Below are 12,230 nucleotides of genomic sequence, written 5' to 3'. Positions count from 1 at the left end.
GGAAAAACATGAGGAAATTAACCTTTACCAATTCCAAAGGGGAACGGGTCGTATTTGGCCCTAATCCCCCTTATATTATGAATAAGGTCTCAGGTCTTGGAGATACAGATTCAGAACGGCAAACCGTGCGTTCCTATGGACAGGACGGAGCAACCCCAGTAGATATCCTTTTAGAAGAAAGAGATATAGCGATTGAATTTTCTTATAAAGGAAAAACACTAGAAGAAATTGCATTTCATCGGAAGAGGTTAGCTGCCATCATGAATCCTAAGCTTGGCCAGGGTGAATTGAAATATGAGGACGATAACAATACCTACATTATCTATGTAGATGTGGATCACCTTCCTACAGCAGATGAACAACAATTTAAATTTATTCAAAGCTCTGTAGTTCAATTCATTGCACCAGATCCTTACTGGTTAGATCCAGTAAAGGTGTCCAGGTCATTAAGGGCATATGAGGGAAAATTCACTTTCCCTTTTACCTTTCCTGTTCAGTTTGGCATTGAGGGAGATGTAACTACCGTTAAAAATGATGGTGATACTTCTGCGCCGGTGGTTATTACAATTCAAGGTCCACTACGGCGGCCAATGATTGAAAATCGAACAACAGGCGAATTTATTCGAATTAATGCAGCTATTTCTCCGGAGGAAGTTTTATATATAGATACGAACCCAAAAGCAAAACGGGTAGAAATTCACCGAGGCAATCAAATAATAAAAGCAATGGGATACATGGACCATCTAAGCGATTTCTGGCAGCTCAAAGACGGCGATAATGAATTAAGATATACAGCAGATGAAGGGATTGCTGAGGCAATTGCAGCTATCAGCTGGCATAACAAGTATGTCGGGATATAGAAAGGAGTGATCTTAATGGCAGAATTGTCACGGTTCTTTAACTCCGTCACAGGAGATGAGCGAACTTATCAGGCTGAGGATTTTGCACAGTTCTTTAAAAACTTCCTAGGCAATGGATTTTTTGAAGGATTAAGGGTGTCAGCTAATAATTCCATGAATACGATCTTGGGACCGGGTGCAGGTTTTATAGAAGGGCATGAGTATACCAATACTTCCAGCCTTACTCTTACACATGACCCGGCAGACCCAAATAATGACCGAATAGACCGGGTTGTCCTCCGTTTGGATAGAGACATAGATGCAAGGCATATTAAAGCACATGTGAAGAAAGGGACCACAGGTTCAAGCCCGGAGCCACCTTCATTAACAAGAAATGATTATGTATATGAGCTCTCTTTAGCTCAAGTACGAATAACTACGGGGAAATCTTTTATCGATGACTCACAGATAACAGATGAGCGTGGAGACCATGAACTGTGTGGACGTGTCCAGGTTGCACGGAGGGTAGGAGATCAAATTAATACGGTGGATATTAAGCATCCAAGTGCACCGCCAGGAGACTATGCAGAAGGGATAGCGCAGTTTTATCTTTCCGGAAGCGCTAATCCGGAAATCATGCAGGCATGGTTAGATGCTATTGGGATTAGCCCTGGCCAATATGGGAGAAGCTTAAGTAACTTAAGAGCATATGTCCATACGATTGCTAACCGAAGTAATACAGGAGTACAAACTTTTACTATTTTTGATTGGACAAGTTCCCGGAACTACGAAATATATGGAGAGTTTAAACGGGCTTCAAACTCATTAACAGGCGGATCTCCTTGGGGGAAATTTCAGGAACACGTCCTAGTAGTAGAGGAAGGGCAGAAAGCAAACGGTTCTTTCATCAAGTATTCCAATGGGATGATGGAATGTAAATTTGATGATACCAGTGCGACAACAGTAAATGAAGGCTCAAATATCTTCTACAACCATAAAAACTTTAACTTCCCGGAGCCTTTTGTTGAAAGACCTAGCGTTGAGGCAAGATCAAGGCGTCAAGCCGGTGTTCAATGGCCGGGGCTTAGAAACGTATCCAGTGATTCAGTTGAGGTTTATATCATGTCTACAAACAGTCAAGCCAGTGGTTATTTAGGCTATACCGCGCGAGGTAGGTGGCGTTAATGCAACAGCCCATTCGAATATATTCTGACAATATGGAATTACTTCATGAAACGGATAATTACCTTTCCCTGCAGTTTAATCCTCGGTTCTATGAAGTCGGTGAATTTGAGCTGCATATTAATCAGTATGTGGAAGGTGCCGAGTATTTTCAAAAAGGTAATCAGCTTGTCATAGATAAGCGCGGCGACAAAAGCATGTTAATCCGTCATCGGGAAGTGGCTTTAGACCAGAACGGTAAGGCAACAGAAAACTGGAAGGTAACAGGAGTCACCCTGGACGGCATTACAGATCAGCGAGTCACGATACCACCGGAACATACCAGCCATGACAGAAAGTCCGGCGATGCAGAGACAGTTATGAAGCATTATATTGACCGCCACTTTGTTAATCCAGATGATCCTGACAGGAAAATTGATTTTATAGAAATTGCACCTAACCAGAATCGTGGACCCCGCATAGAGTGGGAAAGCCGTTTTAAGAATGTAGCGGATGAATTAAGCAGCATTGCGAAGCAAACTAATATTGGCTGGGTAGTTTACGCCGATATTGAACGAAAAAAGTGGATATTTGATGTGGTTGAACCACGTGATTTAACCCAGGGCAATGAAGCAGGTAATCCACCTGTTTTTTTTAGTCCTGATTTTAATACGATTGAGACGCAGCAGTTTGTGGACTCCGACAGTGATTATAAAAATGTTGGATATGTTGGCGGCCAGGGCGAAGGCGCAGAGCGAAAGATCGTAATGATTGGAGAAGGAAAAGGTATAAGCCGTCTGGAGACATTTATAGATGCCCGGGATGTTGGTTCAGAGGGGGAGGAAGAAGAGGAAGAGCTGACAGAAGATGAAGTCGAACAGATGCTTATAGTACGCGGCGAGCAAAAGATGAGGGAGTTCTCCACTACCTTTTATCTGGAGGCTCAAATCTTAACACCTTCCATTAAACATCATTCGGAAGGTTTTTCAATGAACACACCTTTTGAATATGAGAAGGATTTCCGTCTTGGGGATTTAACAGATGTATTTAATAAAAGATGGAATGTCACCATGAAAGCACCTATTACTGAATTTATAGAGGTGTATGAACCTGCTGGCTTTAGTTTAGAAGCAATATTCGGAGAGGCGCAGCCAACCCTAATCAGCAAGATCAAAGATAAGTTTAACGAGCTTGATGGTATCGAAAAACAGGAACTGCCTGCAAAGCTGTCCGTAGAGCGTATGCGTGAAGCTATTGACCATTCAGACCGGCGTTTATCTGCAGAAGAGCAGGCAAGAATCGAACAGGCACTTGCGAACCTGGAAGCTTCAAAGCAGTTTGCTTCTGAGGAAGCTTACCAAGCTGAGCAGGAAGCGAAAAGACACGCCGATTATCAGGACATTCTATATGAAGAGATTGCCAGGGATGACGCTTCTAAGAAGTCAAGTAATGCCCGTGCGGATGCCAAACAACATGCGGATGATCAAGATATTTTTTATGAAGGCAGAGCGCAGCAGGATGCTTCCGAGAAGGCTAATCAAGCCGAGGGTAACGCTAAGAATCATGCAGATCAAAAAGCCGGTGAAGCAGAACAAAATGCAAGAGAACACGCTGATACCGTAGCAGACCAAGCGGAAAGAAGTGCAAAAAACTATACTGACGTTAACGCCGTTAATAAGGCGGTATACGAAGCAAAAGTCCAGGAGTTAACGGAGGATATAGCTGAAAAAGCCGGCCTGGAATATGTAGACGGACAGCTGCAGTATAAGGCCGATACCTCCATTGTAAATGAGCTGCAGACCGAGGTGTCTTCAAAAGTGGATGCGGATTGGGTCAATGGTCAGTTAGTAAGCAAAGCTGATGCTGATTCTGTTTACACAATTTCTGAATTAGATAGCATGTTTGATAACGTTGTTTCTTTAACTGTCTATGAAGCGGACAAGGATGGTATTATAACTGATTTGGAAAGCCACGAGTCACGTATTTACCAGACCGAACAAGGTTTAGGTTCGAAGGTGGAGCAAACTACCTTTAATCAACTTGCCGATGAGGTTGGCGATATCGGAAGTGAATTAAACCAGGCTAAAACTAGTATTGAACAAAACGCATTGGCAATTGAATCAAAGGCTGAACAATCCTCGGTGAATACCTTAACAGGTGAGGTCAGTGAACTGGAGTCTGTGCAGCGTCAGCAGGCAGATTTAATTGCGGATATGGTGACTAAAACAGAATATCAAGTGGATCAGGATGGCGTAATTACACGTTTTGAGAATGTAGAGAGTGTACAGGAGCAACATGCTGACATGATAAGTCAAAGGGTCACTCAAAATACATTAAATACTGCTGTCTCTGATTTGGAAACTCTTGCTGTTGAAGGAGAAAAAGTAGGAAGAAGTGTTCCTGCCGAAGGAGCTTGGTACAGAATAGCAACTAACTCAGGTAACAGAGCGAGTGCAAGGTTCTTAATAAAGGATACAACTTCCGGGCATCATGGAGTAGTAGAATTTTCAGCGCAAACTCATTACAACAGGAATGAAGAGCTATTTATAACCAGATTCTCCAGCTATGGATCTTTTCCAATTTCACAGATTCGTATATTAACGAATACAACTTACGATACGCAGTATTTAGATGTATATATACGTTCGTCAACCCGGGACTCTTATCAATTAACAGCTCATATGTACGAGAATATCCAGATTAGTGGGTGGACATTAGTAAACTTTCAAGAAGATGCATCTGTACCTTCGGGTTATAGGGAAACTGTTATTAATGTTAGTGCGGCAAACAGTGTTGCTGGAAGGCTTGTTAGCGCGGAAACTGAAATTGTACAGAATGCAGACGCAATCAACCTAAGAGCAACTACAACCGAAGTAAACGCAGTTGAAGATCGTGTATCCACAGCAGAAGGCCAGATATCCACAATGGCGGGACAGATTGAATTGAAAGCTGACAGTGAAACAGTCACTGAGCATGGGCAGCGTTTGAACAGTGTGGAGGTAGACATAAACGGTCTCAACAGCCAGATAACATTGAAGGCGGACGCCAGCACAGTTGATAACCTGGGCGAGGAGGTTTCGCAAGCCTGGCTGACGATTGACGGCTTGGAAAGTGAAATTAGTGCTAAGGCAGACCGAATCGAATTAGATGCTTTTGTGACGGCAGAAGAACTAGAAGTCCGGGGCGATCTTAAGTTTGGTGGCGAGCTTCGTGGAGCCACTGGTACTTTTTCCGGGGAGGTTAGGGCCAGCCAATTAGTAGTAGACAACCCCAATATTGAGCAAGAAGGAGGCGTTGGTTTAAGCTTGCAGGTTGCGCAATGGCAGCCTGATGTTAACCGGCCATTTATAGAAACTGGCCATGCAGAATTTAATACCCTCAATGATGCTTTAGAGATTTATAAAGTAAATAAATCTGGTGATCGTGTTAATCTAGATGGTTTCCGAGTTTATGCGGATATGATTGATTTCACCGGAGATACCATATATGTGAATGGCGGTATGCACCTTCCTGGCACGGGGGGGTATTCACAAAACAATAATGGAATTATGTTTGCGAATGGTCACAAAATCGGCTCTCGTAATAACATTCATAACACACACTATGGAAACAGAGCTTCTGGGATGATCCCCTTTGAAATCAGGAGTCATGTTAATGGAGGAAGCTTCAGAACTGATTTTTGGATCAGAGACGATGGGACTATGTATAACAATGCTACTCAGGATAATACATCCAGTAACCAGGCTAATGTGAGGATAGCAAATGATGGTAGTGGAGAATATCGTTTTTATCGTTCCACCTCTGCTGAAAAGTATAAAACAGATATCCAAGAAGTAAATGTAGATCCATATAAACTTTTAGATCTTACCCCTAAAAGCTGGTATGACATAGCTGAGGTTGAGGAAAACGGGGGTACAACAGAAGGATTAAGCAGGTATTATGGATTAATTGCGGATGACTTTGAAGCTGTAGGATTGCCAGAGTATGTGGACTATATGGACGGGGAGGTGGAAAACTATCAGGAAAGGGCGTGGACACTCCTTATACCAATTGTAAAAGAGTTAAAGAGCCGTATTGATGAATTAGAAGATAAATTAACCAGAGAGGGAGAATCCGCATGAAAAAAGTAACGTATAATTCAAATGACGTACAAGCAAAGCTGGCGAACAAGATTGCGTCTTTAGAGGTGCAGCTGGCGAATGAACAGGCAGCAAAGCAAGCGATTATTAATTATGCAGAAAAGTTGGAAGAAAAAGTCGGGGAATTAGAGTTATTAAAAGGGACAGAAAAAAAGGAGAGTGAAGGAAAATGAATTTTCAAATCCGTTCAGTAAATACACGGTATGACGAAAACAATAATGTGAAGAGTGTGCAGGTAGCATATGCCGCAAAAAATGAAGAAAGGACAATAAGTGTTAATGGAAACCTGGAGTTAAGTGCTGAGGAGTATGCTGGTAACGAATCAATTGAAAAGCTGGAAGAGAAAGCAAAAAATCATCTGTTGAATGAAATAAATAAAGATAAAGAGGAGGGCACTGCTGAGTAGTAGTGTTATTTTTATGTCTCAAACAGGGAGGGGACAATGAGTGAGGAGAAAAATGGGGTCATAATAGGCCCTAAAGAAATATATGACGAGCTGCGGGGGTTGTCTAAATCGCTAACTAAACTGGATGGGCGAATGGAAAAGCTTGAAGAGAAGTTTGAGGAGAAGTTTGAGGCCGCCCATGAAGCTAATGAAAGGAGTCGTGAAGCTCTTGGTTTAGCTGAGGACAATGAAAGAGATATTCTTCAGCTGAAGGAGCAGTTTAAAACTTACAAAAAACAGGAGGACAAACGACGGGATCAGTTAACCAGGAATCTTATTGGTATTGTCGCGATTATTATACCTCTGATACTGGCTATTTCGCCGATACTAATTTCATACTATTCACCTTAAAGGGAGGCTTTTATATGGATAAGCAAGTTTTAAAAGATATTGTGGAGTACGTCCTGGCAGCAGTGGCGGCTCTTTTTTTGGCTTTAAAAGCAAGTTTTGGAGTAGAAGTCCCCAATGAGTGGCTAGATTTTTTAGCCACTTTGGGACCACTGGCAATTGTGGGTTATGCAGTTTACCACAATAAATATGCTACACCCACTGGACAGAAACAACGAAAAAAATTAGAAGAGGAGGGGCTTAAATGAGTAAAATTATTGATTTGAGATCGCAAACACCAAAACGAAATACCAGACGATCTAAAAGCCAAATCAGGAAAGTGGCTTGGCATTGGTCAGGTACAGCAAGAGGAGGTTTTTGGTCATTTTGGAATAACACATGGAGCAAATATCGTCCTCCTTGGTCTACTGGCGGATATGCTGAAATAATTTTATCAGATGCTGATAATAACGATGTAGAGCTCTGTTACGATTACGAAATGGTGACTAACGGTGTAGGAGGTCAAAACAGCTACATTTATAATATGTGCGTAGTTGCAAACAAAGAGTTTTCGCCAAGTCAAAAAAGGGTCTTGTTTGAACGTACTAAAAAAGTGATTGATGACCTTAATCTAACTGTAGATGATGTCATGGGCCATAATGAGTTTCCTGGTCAAAATACACAATGTCCTGGCCAGAATATGAATAGGCTAAGACAGGAATTTAAAGCTTACCGGGAGGGCGAAAAAGTTAAAGTGGACAGGCCGACGCAAACAAAATCAAGCTCAACTGGATCCACTCCGTCCTTTGCTAAAATGTCAGCCAGACAGAAGTATTCAGAAATCGAAGTAGCGTTTAAAGAAGCTGGTTTATCAGTTACACAAGGACAGCGATTGTTGATCGGTGCAGGTGAGCAGCTGCCTAGGTTTGGAGCAGACGGAAAGCCTGGTGCTGAAACTTTAGCTGCGATAGAGCGATTCCAGTTGAAGCATAATATCTCCAGCAGAAACGGAAACTTTTTCGGGCGCCCTGGCCCATCTACAATTCAAAGATTAAGGATGATTGTAAGATATGTGGGTGTCCGCCGTCATGATCGAGGAGCTTATCCTCGCGGCACTGATATACGTGCTGTGCAACGTGTCATAGGGGTAACTGTTGACGGTATTTATGGACCACAAACTGCAGCAGCTGTGAGAAGTTATCAGCGAGGGTTTAGTTCATTAACAAATGACGGAATCCTTGGACCAGCAACTTGGGGTCATATGTTTGGATAATAAAAAAGAGCCCGGTTAATTCCGGGCTTTTCACATACAAAAAAAAGAGCAGGACTTCTCCATACCCACTCTTTTACGGAACAGTTTTCCCAGGACTCCTTGCTAAGTCCTCTGCTCCTAATTCCAATATATATCAGAAAATTACAAAAGTATACAATTTTTGTTCGACAAATCACTTTATAGCAACAATACAGTCAATCGGTATATATTCAATGTCCTCATTCTTCTTCATATGTAACCTCTTGGTGACTGGATCAGCGTAATGAACATGGCCAGTAAATTCCTCATAAAATCCATTCTTCCAGTAAGTAATCTTTAATTCTCTGTTAAACTCCATAGCTTCAGCCATAATGTAAGAAAATTCCTCGTACTGCTGCTCTTCTAGTTGCGGCTTAGGAACTTTACTTTGCTCATGGTGCCAATCACGCAACATAGCAATATGTTCCGGAAGCATCATGGCTGTCCACTTTATTGTTCCTCGATCTTTGTTTTTTGACATGTCTATTTCCTTCATAGTTGATCACCCCTTATATGTAGGATACAAAAATAAACCTCCAAAAACAAGAACATATGTTTGGGTAATTGAATAAAAAGTAGTAAAATAGGACATAAATAAGTTACTATGAACACAAAAAAAGGAATACAAATATTAAAGAATTATGGATTTTTTGTCAAAATACTATCTTTTTGCATATTTTTGCTATATCCTTATGTTAAAAATAATTATCAAAGAAAGAGGGTGACCACATTGAGTCCAGAATTACAAAATGTGATCAATTGGTTTTTATCCAAAGATTCCATGTCACCTAAAAAGCTGCAAAAACTCCTTTATTATGCTTATTCCTGGACATTAACTTTAGAAAATGAAGATTCCGAGGAATTGGAAAATCGGCTTTTTGAAGAAGATTTCGAAGCCTGGGTACATGGACCAGTTATCCCTGATGTATATTTTGAATATCGTAATTACGGGTATCAGAACATTCCCAAAAAAGACTTTTCACCTGATTTACCTGAAGAAATAGAGGATATACTGGAACAGGTTTGGGAAGAGTATGGCGAATTTACTGGTAATGAATTAGAAACCATTACTCATAAAGAAGACCCGTGGAGAAATGCAAGGAAAGGTTACAACCCAATTGAAAGGTGCAATGAAAAAATATCAGACATAGATATTTTTAATTATTACATTCAGCAAGTGGAGTATATTGATTGATGGGTAAAAGTGGTAGAAAGAGAATTGGCAAAAACAAGAAAGATGTAAGCAAAAATGTTCAAAGGGGGACTGATCCTAATACATCAGAGTCCCCCTTAACTTTTGATCTTTCTAATAAAGATTGGTTAAGAAGTATATCAAAAAAGGGATATACAAACAAATTAAAAGACGAAACAATGTTTGCAACATACATATTCGAATTGTTTCACAAGGTAATACCTGTCATTCAAGAAAACTGGAAGAGTATTATCAAATCTGGCGGAACGGGTGCATGGCCGCATTGTCATCCGATAGCAGAAGATAAGCTAGATGAAGTAGTCACTATTATTGAAAACATCCATGGCCATAAGTTTAGCGATGGAAAAGTTGCGGGTCCATCTCTGTGGCAATTTGGGATCACTCAAAATATCCGCCTTATTGCTATAAGAGATTATACTAACAACTGTCTAACACCAGTATTTGTTGATTATCACCATTTAATTCATGAAAGCGAGCATCATAATCAGGCTGATTACAATCGATATGATTTTTGTCCATACTGCGAGTATGGAGAATAATATTATCTGCAATTATAACGGAGCTGACCATTTGGTCAGCTCCTCTTTTGTCTATTTTAGGAAAAAATATATGTTAATACCCCTAGTCATTGAAATGATGATTGTCCTTGTTATCATTTCTATACTTCTGCTGATCGCCGTGCCAAATCTTGCAAAAAATCAGAGCATGGCTTCAGAAAAAGGATGTGAGGCCACAAAGGATCTGATTAAAGCTCAGTATTTTGCGTACGAAATTGATACAGGTAATAAACCTGAAAGTTTATCGGTCCTGGAAGATCAAAAATACGTGGACACATTGAAATGCCCTGACGGGAGCACTGTTACTCTCAACGATCTGGGTCTTTGATTACCTGGAATATGAGGAATCTGAATGAGGCAGGCTATACGCTTATTGAGATGCTGTTAGTGCTGATGCTCCTCGGCACTGTGCTTTTGATTGCATTTCCTGTATTCGGAAAGTCTACAGAAGCAAAGAGTCTGGAATACTTTTTTGAACAGCTTGAAATGGACTTGTATGAAAGCCAGATGACAGCGATGAGCGAGGGAATTACAGTACACGTGATTTTCTCACCGGAAAACGGAACCTACAGAATACGACACGGGGTAAGGACCGTGAAAACACGTTATTTCCCAGGAGGGCTCTCGGTGGCTGCGGGGACGCTAGATTATAATGAGCTTCGGTATATGCCTGGAGGTACAGTTTCAAAGTCGGGCAGTCTTATATTTAATCACAGGAAAGATTCATACTTGCTTATGTTTCAGTTCGTCAGGGGGAGATTTTATATTGAAAAACTCTGATGGTTTTACCTTAACAGAAGTAATGGCCGGACTGCTTGTTTTCGCAGTGTCGGCTGCCGTTTTACTGCCTGCAATTAATTTAATTTATATGGAGCGGATGGCTGTCAGGGAGGAAAGAGCGGGTGAAGAGGCGGTTCATTACTTTCTCCACAGGATTATTATGGAGATAGATGAAGTGCAGGCGGGACCTGTCCAGTATAAGAATAAAGAGTATATTGCGTCTGTTGGTGAGAAAAACGGCATTCTTCAATTATGTATGTATTGGGAGGGAGTGAACGAAAGAGAATATGAAAGATGTTTGTCAGCGCCGTTTGAATCAAGAGGGAATAACAATTCTGGAAGTCATGGCAGGTCTGACTATTTTTCTTATTATTGCTTCTTTTATCCCTGCCGTTTTTACAGCGCTGAATACTTACAAGCCGGAAAGAGGAGCATATGAGGAAAAAGTGCTGTTTTTTGTTCAGCTTCAGTCTGAATTTCGGAAAAGCGGCACATACTGGACTAACGCTCAGGGAACAGTGTTGTTTTTTGACAGACCTGGGGACGGCAGTATAATTCGTTATGAATTATATCAGGATAAAATCCGTCGGAGGGTAAATGGAACAGGGCATGAAGTATTCCTTCAGAAGACTGGAGCATTCAGAGTGGAAGAGAATGATTATGGGATTACACTTGCAGTCACTTCGCTGGATAGCACAATTTTCGAAAGAACTGTTATTCATCCAGGGGAATTTTTAAGGAATTCTGTTCAGCAGGAGGAGAAAGATGAACAATGAAAAAGGTACTGTGCTGATGCTCAGCCTTACATTAGTCTTTATCCTGTCGCTCCTCCTTCTTCATTCCCTCTCACTCTATGAAACAGAAAAACAGTTTTTGAAAATGGAAAAAGAATGGAATACACTTGATAATCTTCTCCTGACGGGGGCAGCCGGTATTGTGGATCTCATGGAGAGCGGAGATGAGAGCATACTTTCAGCAGGGAAAATAAAGCTGGAGAATGGAGAGGTGAATTATCGGGTTACTTCAACAGGAGAAAGTGAGGCATCAATCACCGTAACGGCCGAAACAGTAGCTGGCTCGTTAAAGACGGCAAGGTTTTATTATAACAGCAGTACAGGGGAGATAAATAACTGGGAGGAAGGAAGAAGACTGAATTAAACGCCGACTTGTTGTTCTAAAGTATACAAAACTCTTTTTCGGGAAAACTGATAAAGAAAACTTGCCGATTGGCGAGCCTAAGGGCGAAGACAGAGGCGTAGTTGCATTAAAACTTTGCCGTAAAAATTTATACTTTGAATTTCACATATAATTGTATAAAAAAAGACGAACATAACTTCCGATTGAAGCGTAAGACGGCGACTCTTGGGTAAAAGCATGGGAAGCTGAAAATCCATTTTTGACGGCCTTTAGCCGTCAAAAATTAGTTGAAGCCGTGCCCGCAGAAAGCGTCCGTCTGATGCGCAAATCGAGTAACAAAG

General features: G+C 41.2%; 16 protein-coding genes. 15 read left to right on the top strand and 1 reads right to left on the bottom strand.

Annotated features, from left to right (window positions below):
• The first annotated feature begins 8 nt into the window (after positions 1–8).
• From BK582_RS22115 to BK582_RS27930, 8 genes are read left to right on the top strand one after another with little or no spacing between them, the layout of a single operon-like run.
• Complete coding sequence (locus BK582_RS22115) at positions 9–860, top strand: phage distal tail protein (protein ID WP_078597111.1); 852 nt, start codon at positions 9–11, stop codon at positions 858–860.
• A gap of 15 nt (positions 861–875) precedes the next feature.
• Positions 876–2,024, top strand: coding sequence for a hypothetical protein (locus tag BK582_RS22110; RefSeq protein WP_078597110.1), 1,149 nt, complete (start codon positions 876–878; stop codon positions 2,022–2,024).
• Positions 2,024–6,121, top strand: coding sequence for a Gp37-like protein (locus tag BK582_RS22105; RefSeq protein WP_078597109.1), 4,098 nt, complete (start codon positions 2,024–2,026; stop codon positions 6,119–6,121). The genes BK582_RS22110 and BK582_RS22105 overlap by 1 nt, the downstream gene beginning before the upstream one ends.
• Positions 6,118–6,312 (top strand): hypothetical protein, encoded by a 195-nt coding sequence (locus BK582_RS22100; protein ID WP_078597108.1) that lies wholly within the window; start codon positions 6,118–6,120, stop codon positions 6,310–6,312. Before BK582_RS22105 ends, BK582_RS22100 begins: the two co-directional genes overlap by 4 nt.
• Positions 6,309–6,545, top strand: a complete 237-nt coding sequence (locus BK582_RS22095; protein WP_078597107.1) for a hypothetical protein — start codon at positions 6,309–6,311, stop codon at positions 6,543–6,545. The genes BK582_RS22100 and BK582_RS22095 overlap by 4 nt, the downstream gene beginning before the upstream one ends.
• A 36-nt stretch (positions 6,546–6,581) precedes the next feature.
• A complete protein-coding gene (locus BK582_RS22090) occupies positions 6,582–6,935 on the top strand; it encodes a hypothetical protein (protein ID WP_078597106.1) in 354 nt (117 codons plus the stop codon).
• 14 nt (positions 6,936–6,949) lie between these two features.
• Entirely contained in the window at positions 6,950–7,180 is a 231-nt protein-coding gene (locus BK582_RS22085) for a hypothetical protein (RefSeq protein WP_078597105.1), read from the top strand.
• Positions 7,177–8,184, top strand: coding sequence for a peptidoglycan-binding domain-containing protein (locus tag BK582_RS27930; protein WP_139368283.1), 1,008 nt, complete (start codon positions 7,177–7,179; stop codon positions 8,182–8,184). The genes BK582_RS22085 and BK582_RS27930 overlap by 4 nt, the downstream gene beginning before the upstream one ends.
• Positions 8,185–8,356: 172 nt before the next feature.
• Here BK582_RS27930 and BK582_RS22075 read toward each other — a convergent pair whose 3' ends face one another.
• Positions 8,357–8,698: a YolD-like family protein gene (locus BK582_RS22075; RefSeq protein WP_078597104.1), complete on the bottom strand. Its 342-nt coding sequence runs from the start codon at positions 8,696–8,698 to the stop codon at positions 8,357–8,359.
• Positions 8,699–8,806: 108 nt separating this feature from the next.
• On the opposite strand from BK582_RS22075, the gene BK582_RS22070 reads away from it, so the two are divergent.
• The 7 genes from BK582_RS22070 (at position 8,807) to comGG (ending at position 11,910) form a co-directional block, all read left to right on the top strand.
• The gene (locus tag BK582_RS22070; protein ID WP_078597103.1) at positions 8,807–9,397 is read left to right on the top strand and encodes a Panacea domain-containing protein; all 591 of its coding nucleotides are present in this window, start codon (positions 8,807–8,809) and stop codon (positions 9,395–9,397) included.
• Positions 9,394–9,954 (top strand): hypothetical protein, encoded by a 561-nt coding sequence (locus tag BK582_RS22065; RefSeq protein ID WP_218190751.1) that lies wholly within the window; start codon positions 9,394–9,396, stop codon positions 9,952–9,954. Before BK582_RS22070 ends, BK582_RS22065 begins: the two co-directional genes overlap by 4 nt.
• Positions 9,955–10,024: 70 nt before the next feature.
• On the top strand, positions 10,025–10,300 hold the full coding sequence (gene comGC, locus BK582_RS22060) for a competence type IV pilus major pilin ComGC (RefSeq protein ID WP_078597101.1): 276 nt from the start codon (positions 10,025–10,027) through the stop codon (positions 10,298–10,300).
• Entirely contained in the window at positions 10,297–10,752 is a 456-nt protein-coding gene (comGD, locus tag BK582_RS22055; protein WP_078597100.1) for a competence type IV pilus minor pilin ComGD, read from the top strand. Before comGC ends, comGD begins: the two co-directional genes overlap by 4 nt.
• Positions 10,739–11,191, top strand: a complete 453-nt coding sequence (locus BK582_RS22050; RefSeq protein ID WP_169911201.1) for a prepilin-type N-terminal cleavage/methylation domain-containing protein — start codon at positions 10,739–10,741, stop codon at positions 11,189–11,191. The genes comGD and BK582_RS22050 overlap by 14 nt, the downstream gene beginning before the upstream one ends.
• Positions 11,097–11,528, top strand: coding sequence for a ComGF family competence protein (locus BK582_RS22045; protein WP_169911199.1), 432 nt, complete (start codon positions 11,097–11,099; stop codon positions 11,526–11,528). The genes BK582_RS22050 and BK582_RS22045 overlap by 95 nt, the downstream gene beginning before the upstream one ends.
• Positions 11,518–11,910: a competence type IV pilus minor pilin ComGG gene (gene comGG, locus BK582_RS22040; RefSeq protein WP_078597097.1), complete on the top strand. Its 393-nt coding sequence runs from the start codon at positions 11,518–11,520 to the stop codon at positions 11,908–11,910. Before BK582_RS22045 ends, comGG begins: the two co-directional genes overlap by 11 nt.
• Positions 11,911–12,230 lie beyond the last annotated feature (320 nt).

It is taken from the genome of Evansella clarkii, assembly GCF_002019695.1.
In the GTDB taxonomy this organism is placed as follows: Bacteria; Bacillota; Bacilli; order Bacillales; family Salisediminibacteriaceae; genus Evansella; species Evansella clarkii.
The sequence above is the reverse complement of the archived record's forward strand: the minus strand, read 5'-3'. Positions and strand labels throughout refer to the sequence as shown.